Source organism: Bradyrhizobium sp. USDA 4501 (genome assembly GCF_054062115.1).
This window is the reverse complement of record NZ_JBSSEX010000001.1, coordinates 5,779,280-5,792,043: the sequence shown is the minus strand read 5'-3', so window position 1 is coordinate 5,792,043 and position 12,764 is coordinate 5,779,280. Positions and strand designations below refer to the sequence as shown.

Here is a 12,764-nt window from a genome sequence, read left to right as displayed (position 1 = left end):
GGATCAGCTACGCCCGTCGAGGCCAACCAGCGCAATCTTGAGATAGCCGGCGTTGCGCAGCAGGTTCATCACCTCCATCAGATCGCCATAGCTGACCGCCTTGTCGGCGCGCAGGAAGATGCGCTCGTCCTTCCTGCCTTGTGTGGCGCCATCGAGCGTCGACGTCAGCGTCTCGCGCGCGATCACGTCCTCGCCGACCGCGACGGAGAGATCGGACTTCACGGTGACGAACACCGGCTTGTCCGGCCGCGGCTGCGGCTCGGCGGTCGAGGCCGGCAGATCGACGCCGAGATCGACGGTCGCGAGCGGCGCCGCCACCATGAAGATGATCAGCAGCACCAACATCACGTCGATGAACGGGGTGACGTTGATCTCATGCGCCTCGACCAGATCGTCGTCGCCACGACGCCGGCCGCCGAATGCGCCGCCAGTGCCAAGCTTCGCGCCCATCGCCTACTCCGCAGCGCGTGCCAGCCGGAACAGGCTGCGATCGCCCTCGCGGCTGACCAGCAGCATCACCATGGCGGAGGCGTCGCCGAGCAATGCGCGGTAGGACGCGATCGAACGGGTCAGGTGATTGTAGATCACGACCGCCGGGATCGCGGCGACCAGGCCGAGCGCGGTCGCAAGCAGCGCCTCGGCGATGCCGGGCGCGACCACCGCGAGATTGGTGGTGTGGGCCTCGGAGATGCCGATGAAGGCGTTCATGATGCCCCATACCGTGCCGAACAGGCCGACGAACGGCGCGGTGGCGCCGATCGTCGCCAATACGCCGGTGCCGCGCGCGATCTGCCGCGACATCGCCGCCTCGACCCGCTCCAGCCGCAGCGCGATGCGCTCCTTGAAGCCGTCGTCGAACATCCCGCCGGACAGCGCAGCCTCGCGCGAGGCCGATTGCACGATCTGCGCTACCGCATCGCTGCCGTCGCGGCTCGCCTGCTCGACCTCGGCAAGCTGGGTGTCGCGCTCAAGGAGGCCGATCCGCTGCCGGGCGAGCGCGGTCTTGCGGCGGATCTCGACGGTCTTGGCGAGCCAGATCGTCCAGGTGACGAGCGAGGCGAAGGCGAGCCCAACCATCACCGCCTTCACGACGATGTCGGCGCTTTCGAACATGCCCCAGGGCGAGAGGTTGCGCGGCAGCAGTGCGGCGTCGGATGCGGCAAGGCTACTGCTTGGGAGAGATGCAGTCACGACCGCAATCAACTGGACGACGATTGATAGCTGGCTACTTCTGCCAAACGTGCGAATTAGCATACTCACCTCCAACCGCATCTCACCTCGCCCCGCCTGCGGGGAGAGGTCGGATCGCATCGCAAGTTGCGAGCCGGGTGAGGGGGACTCTCCACGAGCACGGTGCCCGGAGGGTCCCCTCACCCCGACCCTCTCCCCGCAAGCGGGGATAGGGAGAAGAAATCTTCAGCCCGCGTTCGGTGCGAGGCGGTCCGCCAGCGCATGAAAGCGCACCAGCTGATCGCTACGCAGCGCGCGCGTCTCGTCGCGGCCGACGAACACCTTGAACATGATGCCGCCGTCGCGATTGATGAAGGCGATGAACGCCGACACCTTGCCCATGAAGGGCCGCTCGACGAACGCGATCGCCGCGCAGCGATCGTGCCTCAGATGGCCGTGCAGGCCCTTCGGCTGCATCAGGTTGAAATAGCCGCGACCGACCGCGCCGTTCGGAATGGCGCCGGTGAACTCGAAGATTGCGTCATCGGTATGCACGATCAGCGTCACCTCGCCCCACTCCGCGATGTCCTGCATCGCGGCGGCAAATTCACCGGCGCCGATCCGCACCATGCTCTCGGGGAGCGCCTCGAGCACCGCGCGCGGCGTCACCTTGCGCTCGCGCGCGACGTCCTCGATGAGCGTGCCGGGATTGTCGGCCATATAGGCCTTCAATCCCGCAAGCTCCGCGTTCTGCGCGGCCGTCTCCGTCATGCCGGGCTCTTCGCGCGCTCGGTGATCAGAACCTCAAAACCCTCGAATTTGGGATGGCCGAGATAGAGGCTGCCGCCGGTCTCGTTGCCGGCGCGCGAATGGGCGCGGCGGAACGCATCGGATTTCGTCCAGTCCTCGAACGCCGCCTTGCTGGCCCAGACGGTATGGGTCGCATAGAGCGTGTGGTCCTCGGCCTCGGGGCCCTTCACCAGATGAAATTCGATGAAGCCCGGCAGATCGCCGAGATAGGATTCGCGCGTCTTCCAGACCGTCTCGAACGCCTGCTCCTTGCCCTTGATCACCTGGAACCGGTTCATTGCGATGAACATGAAAACTCTCTCCTGTTTGACGGCGGATGCCGGGATCCTGCCGGTTGATCTCGTTAATAACATGAACGCGCCAAGGAATACGCCAAGGCCGCGCTGGGGGCACCAGCGCGGCCGGAGCAACCTGGATGGAATGATCGGCGTCTCGCGTTACGCTCCACCTAGGTGAATCCTGAGTCCGGCCTTGTAAACGGTGCCCGGACCGGGGCTCGAGAACAGCACGTCGTTCTGCGTCGTGCCGTCGGTCGAGGAGCCCGGGATCGCATAAGGCCGGTAGTACTGGTTCAAGAGGTTGTCGACCGATGCCGTGAAGGTGATGTCCTTGGTGGCGTTCCAGGTCAGATAGAGGTTGACGAGCTCGTAGCCGGTCGAGGGCAGATAGCCCGCCGGCAGGTCGTTGTTGGCGCCGAACGAGGACCATTGCGCAGCAACGATCAGCGAACGGTCGAGCAGGCGGACGCCGCCCGTCGTCGTCACCTTGCGCGGCGTGATGGTGGCGAGCCCGACATTGGTCTGGGTGTTCCGGCCGCGCATCAGATGGCCGGCGACGCCGACGAACCAGTCGCCTGCATCATACATCGTCTCGAGCTCGAAGCCTTCGATGCGGGAGTGGGCGATGTTCTGGTACTGGTAGAACTGGCTGAACCGCCCGAACGGCGTCAGGGTCGGCGCCGAGGCGACGAGGTCGATATAGCCGTCGACGTCGTTACGGAACACGTTGACCTTGCCGCGGAACGAGTCGCTCGCGTTGAAGATGCCGTCATATTTCAGGTTGATGCCGGCTTCCTTGTTCTTGCCGACCTCCGGCCGCAGCGCTGCATTGGGCAGGAAGCAGAACAGGCCGCTGGTGCCGTCAGGGCAGTTGAACAGCGCCGGCCCGCCGCCGGTGGCGTGACCGCCCGCGATCAGCGTCTCCGTGATGGACGGCGCGCGATAGCCTTCGGCATAGCTGACATAGGGCGTGAAGCCGGCAACCGGCGTGACGCCGAGCGTGATCTTCGGCGACAGCCGGTCGCCACTGGTCGTGGTGTTGATCGAATTGAGTTCGTAATGGTCGTAGCGGACAGCGCTGATCAGCTCGAGCCAGGTCGAATAGTTCTGCTTCAGCTGCACGAAGCCGCCGGACACGGTGCGCTGGCCGCCCGGCGTCGTGATGTTGGAATTGCCGCGCGAATCGAACGTCTCGACATCGTCGCGGAAGGCGTCGAAACCGTAGGTCACGGCGTTGCGCCAGTCGCCGAAATTGAAGCGCGAGGTGTTGTTGACGTCGACACCAACCGTATCCAGCAAATAGCCGCGCTTGTCGCCGACGCAGCCGGAGATGTTGTTGCCGGGATTGGCGAGCGTGCAGACGCCGCCGCCGGTGGTGATGCGGTTGTTGTAGGTCTTGACCTGGTCGTTGTCGGTGCGGTTGCCGTAGACCGAGATGTTCCAGTCGAACAGCATGTCGCCGGGTTTGGAATATCGCCAGCTCAAGGTGCCCGTGTAGTTCTTCGCGTCGGAAGCGTAGACCGAGGAGCCCGCGATTGCCGCCAGCGGCGCCGCCGTCGTGGTCGGGCCGCGGTTCGGCTGACCGATATTGTACTGGTAGTCCTGGAAGATGCCGCCGATCTTGAACTCGTGGCCTTCGGCCGGGCGGAACGTCACCTTCATCAGGCCGGCCGCGATATCGTTGCCGGTGTTGCCGATCTCGGTGCCCGCGCCGTCCTTGTAATTGCCCTGGGTGCGATAAACCGCGCCGCCGAACACATCGACATTCGGATCGACGCGTACACCGCCGAACACGGAGCCCATGCCGCGGTCCTTGTTGGTGCCGTAGGAGCCCGACATGTCGACACCCCAGCGCTCACCGGGACGCACCACGTCGTCGATATCCTTGGTGCGGAACGAGACCACGCCGCCGATCGCGCCGGAGCCGTAGATGTTCGCGGTCGGGCCGCGCACCACGTCGACGCCGCCGATCAATTCGGGATCGAGGAAGAACGAGCCGTTGGCGTTGTGGCCGGTGCGCTGATAGTTCTGCCGCGCGCCGTCAACGACAACAGCGACACGGCCGAAATCCTGCAAGCCGCGGATGTTGATGACGGTCGCCGGATCGTCGCCGCGCTCCTGAACCGAGACACCGGGCACGTTGTAGAATATGTCCGAGAGCCGGTTCGGCTGCAGGCCCTGGATCTTCTCCAGCGTGACGGAGCTGACCGGCGCCAGCGCATCGATCGCGCGCTCCTCGGTCTTGGAGGCCACCGCCGTGATGGTGTCGAGCGATTGCACCGGCACCGCGCCGATCTGCGCCCGCGCGTTCATCGCCGCCGGCGCCGCCTGAGCTTCGGCCGCCGGCTTCGGCTTCCGCTTGGCCTGCTTCGGCCGCTCGGTCGAAGGACGCGCCGCCGACGGATCGGCGGTCTGCGCGAAGCCGCGTTCCGGCAGTGCTGCCACAAATGAAAATACCAACGCGCCCAAAATCAGGGCGCGCGAAACCCTAGCCCCGTCAGCCATTCTAGCCCCAGCCTGATCATCGCTTTTCTGGTTTGGCTGGCGTGCGCTCTCTGACGAGCGGCTTGCTGGCTACATCGCGATCAAGCCACCGCTTGCCTCGCGTGAGGATTGGTTACGAGCCGGCAACAAAACGGTCAAGAATGCGGCAGCGCTGTTTATATCGATTGTAAAGTGCCGCCGTTGGAATGCGCCTTCGTCCGCTTATACAAGCAAACACCATTTGAAAATTTTCGCAGGCGCAGCACCACAATATGTCCGCAGCTTCCGAAGACAATATCGACGCAGCCGGAAAGCAGACCGAGCCTGCATCCGGCGCGGCCAAAACGCTGATCATGCGCGGTAATCGTCTCGACAGCCGCGACCTGTTCGCTGCGGAGCGCGAGATCATCATCATGCACGGCGAAGAACATTACCGGTTGCGGCTGACCTCGCAGAACAAGCTGATCCTGACCAAGTGACGGCCCCGATGACAATTTGTCGCACGCTCGCTTTGCTCGCCTTCTCCTGCCTGCTGCCGATCGAAGCCGTGACGGCCGAGGGCATCACCGTGCATGACGCGCGCGACCGCGACGTCGTGATCGACAATCCGTCGCGCATCGTCTCGATCGGCGGCGCGATCACCGAGATCCTCTACGCCCTCGGCTTCGAGGACCGCATCGCCGGCGTCGATGCGACCAGCCTCTACCCGCCGGCTGCGCTGCGCGAGAAGCCCGACGTCGGCTACATGCGTCAGCTGTCGCCGGAGGGCGTGCTTGGCCTGCACCCGTCGCTGGTGCTCGCGGTGCAGGGCTCAGGGCCGAAGGAGACCATGGACGTGCTCGAGGCGGCCAAGGTGCCGCTGGTGCTGGTGCCGGAGACGTTCTCGGAGGCCGGGCTGGTCGAGAAGATCAGACTGGTGGGCCACGCCATGGGCGCCGATCCGCGCGCCGCCTGCCTGACCACGGCGGTGGAGAGCGATCTCGCGCAACTGCGCGCGCTGCGTGCCAAGGTAACGAAGCCGGTGCGCGTGATGTTCGTGATGTCGCTGTTGAACGGCCGGGCGATGGCGGCGGGCCACAAGACCGCGGCGGACGAGATCATCCGGCTTGCCGGCGGCGTCAACGCCATCGATGGTTACGACGGCTACAAGCCGGTCAATGACGAGGCCATCGTGGCGGCGAAACCGGATGTCGTGCTGTCGATCGATCGCGGCAAGGATTCGCTGACGTCGGATGCCGTGTTCGCGCATCCGGCCTTCGCGCTGACGCCGGTCGCGGCCAACAAGGCCTTCATCTCGATGGAAGGCCTTTATCTGCTCGGCTTCGGACCGCGCACCGCGGCCGCGGCACGCGACCTCTCGGTCAAGCTTTATCCGGCGCTGGCGCCGGAGGCCGACTACTTCAAGCCGGCAGCGCTGACCGCGAATTGCCGGCAATGAGCGTGCTGGCCGAACGCCGCCGGCGTGCGAAACGACGGCGCGCCGGCATGTCGCTGCGGCCGGCCGCGACACTCACCCTGCTCTGCCTGCTTGCGGCGCTCGCAGGCACCGCCCTCGTCGCCCTGACGGTCGGGGCTGCCGGCATTCCAATGGCTCGGCTTCCGGCGGCGCTTGGGCTTTGGGCTGATCGTGTCGCCAACCCGCTGCTCGCACGCGACCAACTCGTGGTGTGGTCGATCCGCATCCCGCGGATCGCGGCGGCGGCGATGGTCGGCGGCCTCCTTGCCGTATCAGGCTCGATCATGCAGGGCCTGTTCCGCAATCCCCTCGCCGACCCCGCGCTGGTCGGCGTCTCCTCCGGCGGCGCGTTTGCCGCGGCGGCCGCGATCGTGTTCACCGACAGCCATCTCGGCGAAAGTCTGCGCTTCCTGCAACACCAGCTGCTGCCGATCGCGGCCTTTGCCGGCTCGCTGATCACGACCGTCGTGCTTTACGGCATCGCCAACCGCGGCGGCCGGACATCGATCGCGATCTTCCTGCTGGCCGGGCTTGCGATCGCCGCGATCGCCAATGCCGGCATCGGCCTTCTGGTGTTCGTCGCCGACGATCGCCAGCTTCGCGACATCACCTTCTGGCTGCTCGGCTCGCTCAGCGGTGCGACCTGGAGCAAGCTCACGGCGCTGGCGCCGGTGCTGGCGGTCGCGCTGGCCGCCTGCCTCTCGATCGCGCGCGGGCTCGACGTGCTGGTGCTCGGCGAGGCGGAGGCGTTCCACAGCGGCGTCGACGTCGAACGGCTGAAGCGGATCTCGATCGTGCTGGTGTCGGCGATGACCGGGGTCGCGGTCTCGGTCTGCGGCGTGGTCGGTTTCGTCGGCATCGTGGTGCCGCATCTGTTGCGGCTGGTGATCGGGCCCGCGCATCGGCTGCTGCTGCCGGCCTCCGCGCTGCTCGGCGCCATCCTCCTGGTCGGCGCCGACACCGTGGCGCGCACCATCGTGGCACCCGCGGAAATGCCGATCGGTATCCTGACGGCAGCGATCGGCGCGCCGTTCTTCCTCGCCATGCTGCTGCGGCAGCGCGGGCTGGTGTCGCTATGACGGCCCTGCTCGAAGCACAGTCGGTATCGATGACGGTCGGCGGCACTGATCTGGTCGATGCGGTGTCGCTGCAGATCGGCGCCGGCGAGATGGTCGCGATCGTCGGTCCCAACGGCGCCGGCAAATCGACCCTACTGCGGATGCTGTCGGGCGACCTGCGTCCGTCCCGCGGGGCGATCAGGCTGAGGCAGCGCGACCTGCAAACTTACCGACCGCGCGCGCTGGCGCAGCACCGCGCGATGCTGTCGCAGCATGTCAACGTCACCTTCCCGTTCACCGTCGAGGAAATCGTCAGCATGGGCGCCGGCGAAAGCCCGCGTGCCGTGGCGCGCGCGCTGGTCGAGGCGGCGCTCGACGAGGTCGGGCTCGCGCGTTTCCGTTTCAGGCAATTGCCGACACTGTCCGGCGGCGAGCAGCAGCGGGCGCATTTCGCCCGCGTGCTGGTGCAGCTCGCCTGCGGCGAAGCGCTGCATGGACCGGGACTGTTGCTGCTGGACGAGCCGACCTCGAGCCTCGATCTGCGCCACCAGATCGACCTGGTCGAAACGGCCCGGCGGCGCGCCGCCCGCGGCACCGCGGTGATCGCGATCCTGCACGACCTCAACCTCGCGATGCGGTTCGCCGACCGCATCCTGCTGCTGCACCGCGGCCGGCTTGCCGTCGACGGCGACCGTACGGCGGCGATGAAGGCCGAGACGCTGCGCGAGATCTTCGAGATCGACGCTGCGATCGCCTATACCGGAAACGGCGTGCCGTTCCTGCTGCCGCAGACGATGCAGCCGGCGGGCAAGGCGACGTAACGCCGCAAGCCTTATCCCGCCGCAACATCCGCGGTTCACAAAACTGTCAGCCGGCTGTAACAGGCGGCTCGGAGAACACCGCATCGTTTATCCTTTGGGAGATCAACCATGCGCCTGTCCCTGCTCTGCTCCGTCGCCTCGATCCTGCTCGCCACATCGGCATTCGCGCAGGGTGAGGGCGAATTCCCGGCGACGCTGGCGGGACACGCCGTGATGCCGGCGGAGAGCTTCATCGACGCGCCCGCCGACGCCCCTGATGATCTGAAGACCTCGGGCAAATACACCACCGGCAAGCGCGTCGACGCCATCGGCACCGTGATGGGCAAATCGTACGAGCGGCCGACCGGCGTGTCGCTGCCGTTCAAGGGCCAGCCGCTGCAGGGCCATTCCGGCATCAAGGTGATGCCCGACGGCTCGTTCTGGGTGATCACCGACAACGGCATGGGCTCGCGCTACAACTCGGCGGACTCGATGCTGTACCTGAACCGGCACAAGATCGACTGGGCGAGCGGCAAGATCGAGCGTCAGGAGACGGTGTTCCTGCACGATCCCGACAGGAAGGTGCCGTTCCGCATCGTCCACGAGGACACCGCCAAGCGCTATTTGACCGGTGCCGATTTCGACACCGAAGGCTTCCAGATCATCAACGACATTTTCTGGATCGGCGATGAATTCGGGCCCTACATCCTCAAGGCCGACAAGACCGGCAAGATCCTCGCCGTGTTCGAGACCGTCGCCGACGGCAAGCCGGTGCGCTCGCCGGATCACTGGGCGGTGCAGTCGCCAGGCGCGCCCGGCGCCAGCTACACCAACGTCAACCTGCGCCGCTCCAAGGGCTATGAAGGTTTTGCTTCCTCCAAGGACGGCAAGTTCCTTTACGGCCTGCTCGAGGGGCCGCTGTGGGATGCCGACAAGAAGGATTGGGAGAAGGTCGACGGCAAGGAGGCCTCACGCATCCTGGAATTCGACGTCGCGGCGGAGAAGTTCACTGGACGCTACTGGCAATATGCGTTCGAGCAGAACGGCAATGCGATCGGCGACTTCAACATGATCGATCCGGCCCAGGGCCTCGTGATCGAGCGCGACAATGGCGAAGGCACCGCCGACAAGGCCTGCCCGCAAGGCCAGCGCGGCGAGAACTGTTTTCCTGACCTCGCCAAGTTCAAGCGCGTCTACAAGATCGAGCTGTCCGATGCCAATGTCGGCAAGCCGGTGCGCAAGATCGCCTATATCGACCTGATGAAGATCCGCGATCCGAACAAGAAGGCGCGCAAGCCGCTCAACGACGGCGTCTACACCTTCCCGTTCTTCACCATCGAGAATGTCGACCGGGTCGACGAGACCCACATCATCGTCGGCAACGACAACAACCTGCCGTTCTCCTCCAGCCGCGACCCGAACAAGGCCGATGACGACGAGTTCGTGCTGCTCGAGGTCGGCGAGTTCCTGAAGGCGAAGTGAAGGGCTGCTTTCGCCGATCACACGCGTGTCGTTGCCCGGCTCGGCCGGGCGACCCGGTATTGCAGAGACGTCCGAACTTAGTGGATGGGCCGCGGCGTACTGGATGCCCCGCTCAAGGCGGGGCATGACAGCGAATATGCGGATAGCGTGATGCTCATCCCGGCACGACGGCCATTCCGTCATCCCCGCGCAAAGGCTACGCCTTTGTCGCTGGAGGTGCGAGCCTTGCGGCGCAATTGCGCCGCTGGGCGAGCCTCGAAGGATGCACGGCCACCGATGCAGCCGCGCGGAGACAGCCGGGCCGCCGCCCTTCGAGACGGCCGCTTTGCGGCCTCCTCAGGGTGACGGTGATACAGCTCAGCGCGCGGCTTCCGTGATCGTCACTCCTTCTTCGTCCGGTAATCTCCGAACGTCGTGTCGCGCTGGTCGAGCTGGGCCTTCACGCTGCCGCCGTCGCGGCGGAAGCCATGTAGGCCTTGCTGGCCTCGGTCGTGAAGGCCAGCGCCTGGATCTCGGTGCCGGCACGCATCGCGGCGCGGGCGCCCATGATTTCCATCGCGCGGTGGACGCTACGCTTGTTGAGCTGCTGCAGCTCGATCGGCACCTTGGCCGCGCGCTCGGCGAAATCCAGCGTCTTCGTCTCCAGCTCGGCGAGCGGAAACGACCGGGTCGCATAGCCCCATTCGGCGGCCTCGCGGCCGGACATCGCGTCGCCCGTCAGCATCAATTCCATGGCACGGCGCATGCCGACCAGCCACGGGTGATACTGCATGTCGGGCGGGCTCATCAGCCGCACCGGCGGATAGCCGATCTGGGCGTCGTCGGCGACGTAGACCACGTCGCAGGCGGTCGCGAGCTCGGTGCCGCCGGCGAGGCAATAGCCGTGCACCTGCGCGATCACGGGCTTTGCGAGATCCCAGATCGAGAACCAGCCCTCGACGACATGGCGCGACCATTGGCCGGGCCCGGATGCCGAGTGATAGGGCTGGTCGACGCGATTGTCGGCGGAGAGATCGTAGCCCGCCGAGAAGCAGGGTCCGGCGCCGCGCAGGATCGAGATCGAAATTTCGGGATCGCGGTCGGCCTGCTCCAGCACCTCGAAGATCTCGCCGCGCAGGCGATTGTTCAGCGCGTTGCGCTTCTCGGGGCGGTTCAGCGTGATGCGGCGGACGCGCGGACGCGGATCATCGACGATGATGTGCTGGTAGCTCATGGATCCTCCCGATCTCAGGCTTTGTTGCCTTTGGCAAAGTGATGCCCGAGATCGGCAGGGTTGTCATCGGCAGATGACGCAGGTCCTCATAGCGTTTTCAAGCGAAGTGGGTTCCGGTTCGCGTGAAGAAAACGCGTCAAGCAACAACGCTAGAGCCCCGGCACGGGCTCTAGCCCGCCGGCACCATCACGACGCCCTTGTCCTTGGGCCAGCGCATTCGCCAGGCGAAATTGATGTCCCTGATATCACCGGCCTTGGCCTCGAACGCCCATTCCAGCACGCCGCGCTTGTCGCGCAGATTGGTGGTCGTGGCAGGCGTCGACGACGGCAGCATCTCCACCACGATATCGTCGTTCTCGCTGACCGGGAGCTGATCCTGGACCGCGACCTTGATCGGGAAGTCGTGGCCGTTGCGCACCGTGGTCTTGAAGGCGCGCTCGTCGGTCTTCGACGTGGTCACGATCAGGCCGGCGGAGCCCTCGTTGCGCTTCACCACCGTGCGTTCGATCTTGACCTTGTCGTCGGCGCCGAAACCGAGCCGCACTGTCTCGTCCTTGGCGGCGGTGGCCATCCGGCTGCGGCCGACAAAGATACCGTCGCGGTAGATCGAGATTTGCCCCGGCAGCAACGGCGCATCGTCGGCCTGCACGAAGCTCGCTTCCAGGAACGCGGTCGGGTCGATCACCGGAACGGCGCGAACCGCGAGATCGGGGGTGATGGTCGCCGTCGAGATGCGCAGGCTCTTCGCGCCCTCATTGGCGGCAACGCTGACGCGGCCGGGAATCTTGAAGGTGGCCTGGAAGGCGCCGACCTCGGCGGTGGCTTCCAGTTCGTCCATGCGTCCCCCACCAAAGCGGAATTGCTGAACCGCGTCGGCGGCCGGCGCGGGTGCCAGCGCCTCGCGCGACCGCATGCTGGCCTCTCCCGAAAGCTTCGCCAGCGGTCGCGGCGGCTGCGGATATTGCACGATCAGCGAGCGGAGGTCGGGCGCATTGCCGCCGCGCGCGACCCGCACGGTGGAGACGACGAGCGCCACGTTCGACCAGTCCTCGCCGGTCGACTGGGTGATCTCAGCGCGGCGCACCAGTTCGATCGCGGGCTTGCGGTCTTTGGCGCCGGTGTCGAGCCGGGCGTCATAGAGCGGCGTCCAGCGCGCGTTGGGAACCGCATAGGTGACCCGCAAGGTCGCCTTGGTCGCCGCTTGCGAGGCGACATCGATCCGCACCTCGACCTTGCTCGGCGGCTTGCTGGTGCGATCGGCTGCGAGCTGCGCAAGGTCGCGGTCGATCACGCGGATCTTGCGCTCGGCGTCACGGATCGCGCTGTCGGCGGTTGCGACCTCGTCGGCCACCGCCGAGAACGCCGCGCGCCACTCGCTGAGCGGACGCGCCTCGCCCTTTTCGCCGAGGCCCGCGGGTGACGCCTCGGCAAACCGCTCGGCAAATTTGCGCCGCGCCTCGGCCGCGCTGATCAGTCCCTGCAAATCGGCGCGCTGATCGTTCAGCGCCTCGATGCGCTTGTCGATCTCGGAGAGATTTTGCGGCAGCAGCGGCCCCGGCAGCTTGGTGTCGATCGCGCCTATCGTGAGCTTCGCTCCGCCCTCGCCTTCGACCCGCAGCGAGGACGGATCGAGCCCGATCGGGAAATCCCTGGCGATGAGGGTGTTGTCGCCGGCAGGCAGATCCAGCGTGATGACGCGGGTGACGCTCGCGCCATCGGGATAGACGGTCACGGCATCGACCTGCGAGGCCGCATCGAGATTGGCCGCTTGCAGCGGCCCGGCAACCAGCGCACCCGCCAGCACCAGGCTGGTGGTCACAAGATAATTCGCAATCCTACACATGACATCCCTCCGGAAAAAAACGCCGCATCGCGCGCGAGACGAACGGCGCGCCGGGCTCGACTGCGCGCCGTTTCTCGTGGTGAGACGCAGCGAGGAAGGGACTGGTTCGATTGAGGTTTCCCTGCGGCGCGACGATGGCGCCGCCGCGGCTGCCGCATGGCGCGGCGATG

The 12,764-nt window shown here is 66.0% G+C and carries 12 protein-coding genes; 5 read left to right on the top strand and 7 right to left on the bottom strand.

Annotated elements, in window-relative coordinates; translation table 11 throughout:
- Nucleotides 1-3: 3 nt before the first annotated feature.
- The 5 genes from exbD to ACVWZM_RS26540 all read right to left on the bottom strand — a co-directional run bounded on the left by exbD (nucleotide 4) and on the right by ACVWZM_RS26540 (nucleotide 4,763).
- On the bottom strand, nucleotides 4-450 hold the full coding sequence (gene exbD / locus ACVWZM_RS26560) for a TonB system transport protein ExbD (RefSeq protein ID WP_076829938.1): 447 nt from the start codon (nucleotides 448-450) through the stop codon (nucleotides 4-6).
- A 3-nt stretch (nucleotides 451-453) separates the two neighbouring features.
- Nucleotides 454-1,191, bottom strand: coding sequence for a tonB-system energizer ExbB (gene exbB / locus ACVWZM_RS26555; RefSeq protein WP_375167051.1), 738 nt, complete (start codon nucleotides 1,189-1,191; stop codon nucleotides 454-456).
- A 225-nt stretch (nucleotides 1,192-1,416) separates the two neighbouring features.
- Nucleotides 1,417-1,941 carry a heme utilization cystosolic carrier protein HutX gene (hutX, locus tag ACVWZM_RS26550; protein WP_456855306.1) on the bottom strand — a complete coding sequence of 175 codons (525 nt, stop codon included), beginning with the start codon at nucleotides 1,939-1,941 and terminating at the stop codon, nucleotides 1,417-1,419.
- Nucleotides 1,938-2,270 carry an antibiotic biosynthesis monooxygenase family protein gene (locus ACVWZM_RS26545; RefSeq protein ID WP_021080657.1) on the bottom strand — a complete coding sequence of 111 codons (333 nt, stop codon included), beginning with the start codon at nucleotides 2,268-2,270 and terminating at the stop codon, nucleotides 1,938-1,940. Before ACVWZM_RS26545 ends, hutX begins: the two co-directional genes overlap by 4 nt.
- 147 nt (nucleotides 2,271-2,417) lie before the next feature.
- Complete coding sequence (locus ACVWZM_RS26540) at nucleotides 2,418-4,763, bottom strand: TonB-dependent hemoglobin/transferrin/lactoferrin family receptor (protein ID WP_456855305.1); 2,346 nt, start codon at nucleotides 4,761-4,763, stop codon at nucleotides 2,418-2,420.
- Between the two features lie 251 nt (nucleotides 4,764-5,014).
- Here ACVWZM_RS26540 and hemP point away from each other — a divergent pair, with 251 nt between their 5' ends.
- From hemP to ACVWZM_RS26515, 5 genes are all read left to right on the top strand, one after another.
- Complete coding sequence (gene hemP / locus ACVWZM_RS26535; protein WP_057015592.1) at nucleotides 5,015-5,221, top strand: hemin uptake protein HemP; 207 nt, start codon at nucleotides 5,015-5,017, stop codon at nucleotides 5,219-5,221.
- 8 nt (nucleotides 5,222-5,229) lie between these two features.
- Complete coding sequence (locus tag ACVWZM_RS26530) at nucleotides 5,230-6,180, top strand: heme/hemin ABC transporter substrate-binding protein (protein ID WP_076829927.1); 951 nt, start codon at nucleotides 5,230-5,232, stop codon at nucleotides 6,178-6,180.
- Nucleotides 6,177-7,277 (top strand): FecCD family ABC transporter permease, encoded by a 1,101-nt coding sequence (locus ACVWZM_RS26525; RefSeq protein ID WP_456855304.1) that lies wholly within the window; start codon nucleotides 6,177-6,179, stop codon nucleotides 7,275-7,277. Before ACVWZM_RS26530 ends, ACVWZM_RS26525 begins: the two co-directional genes overlap by 4 nt.
- Nucleotides 7,274-8,077 (top strand): heme ABC transporter ATP-binding protein, encoded by an 804-nt coding sequence (locus ACVWZM_RS26520; RefSeq protein ID WP_456855303.1) that lies wholly within the window; start codon nucleotides 7,274-7,276, stop codon nucleotides 8,075-8,077. Before ACVWZM_RS26525 ends, ACVWZM_RS26520 begins: the two co-directional genes overlap by 4 nt.
- 108 nt (nucleotides 8,078-8,185) lie before the next feature.
- Nucleotides 8,186-9,538 carry an esterase-like activity of phytase family protein gene (locus tag ACVWZM_RS26515; protein ID WP_057015588.1) on the top strand — a complete coding sequence of 451 codons (1,353 nt, stop codon included), beginning with the start codon at nucleotides 8,186-8,188 and terminating at the stop codon, nucleotides 9,536-9,538.
- Between the two features lie 439 nt (nucleotides 9,539-9,977).
- On the opposite strand, the gene ACVWZM_RS26510 is transcribed toward ACVWZM_RS26515, so the two are convergent.
- Together ACVWZM_RS26510 and ACVWZM_RS26505 are read right to left on the bottom strand one after the other, a co-directional pair.
- Nucleotides 9,978-10,751, bottom strand: coding sequence for an enoyl-CoA hydratase-related protein (locus ACVWZM_RS26510; protein WP_456855302.1), 774 nt, complete (start codon nucleotides 10,749-10,751; stop codon nucleotides 9,978-9,980).
- A gap of 169 nt (nucleotides 10,752-10,920) precedes the next feature.
- On the bottom strand, nucleotides 10,921-12,594 hold the full coding sequence (locus ACVWZM_RS26505) for a mucoidy inhibitor MuiA family protein (protein WP_253589068.1): 1,674 nt from the start codon (nucleotides 12,592-12,594) through the stop codon (nucleotides 10,921-10,923).
- Nucleotides 12,595-12,764: the final 170 nt, after the last annotated feature.

Excerpts from the sequence above, each read along its gene's own strand:
- exbD (WP_076829938.1), bottom strand. The coding sequence starts at position 450 with ATGGGCGCGAAGCTTGGCACTGGCGGCGCATTCGGCGGCCGGCGTCGT.
- ACVWZM_RS26545 (WP_021080657.1), bottom strand. The coding sequence starts at position 2,270 with ATGTTCATCGCAATGAACCGGTTCCAGGTGATCAAGGGCAAGGAGCAG.
- ACVWZM_RS26505 (WP_253589068.1), bottom strand. The coding sequence starts at position 12,594 with ATGTGTAGGATTGCGAATTATCTTGTGACCACCAGCCTGGTGCTGGCG.
- hemP (WP_057015592.1), top strand. The coding sequence starts at position 5,015 with ATGTCCGCAGCTTCCGAAGACAATATCGACGCAGCCGGAAAGCAGACC.
- ACVWZM_RS26530 (WP_076829927.1), top strand. The coding sequence starts at position 5,230 with ATGACAATTTGTCGCACGCTCGCTTTGCTCGCCTTCTCCTGCCTGCTG.
- ACVWZM_RS26510 (WP_456855302.1), bottom strand. The coding sequence starts at position 10,751 with ATGAGCTACCAGCACATCATCGTCGATGATCCGCGTCCGCGCGTCCGC.
- ACVWZM_RS26515 (WP_057015588.1), top strand. The coding sequence starts at position 8,186 with ATGCGCCTGTCCCTGCTCTGCTCCGTCGCCTCGATCCTGCTCGCCACA.
- ACVWZM_RS26525 (WP_456855304.1), top strand. The coding sequence starts at position 6,177 with ATGAGCGTGCTGGCCGAACGCCGCCGGCGTGCGAAACGACGGCGCGCC.
- ACVWZM_RS26520 (WP_456855303.1), top strand. The coding sequence starts at position 7,274 with ATGACGGCCCTGCTCGAAGCACAGTCGGTATCGATGACGGTCGGCGGC.
- ACVWZM_RS26540 (WP_456855305.1), bottom strand. The coding sequence starts at position 4,763 with ATGGCTGACGGGGCTAGGGTTTCGCGCGCCCTGATTTTGGGCGCGTTG.
- hutX (WP_456855306.1), bottom strand. The coding sequence starts at position 1,941 with ATGACGGAGACGGCCGCGCAGAACGCGGAGCTTGCGGGATTGAAGGCC.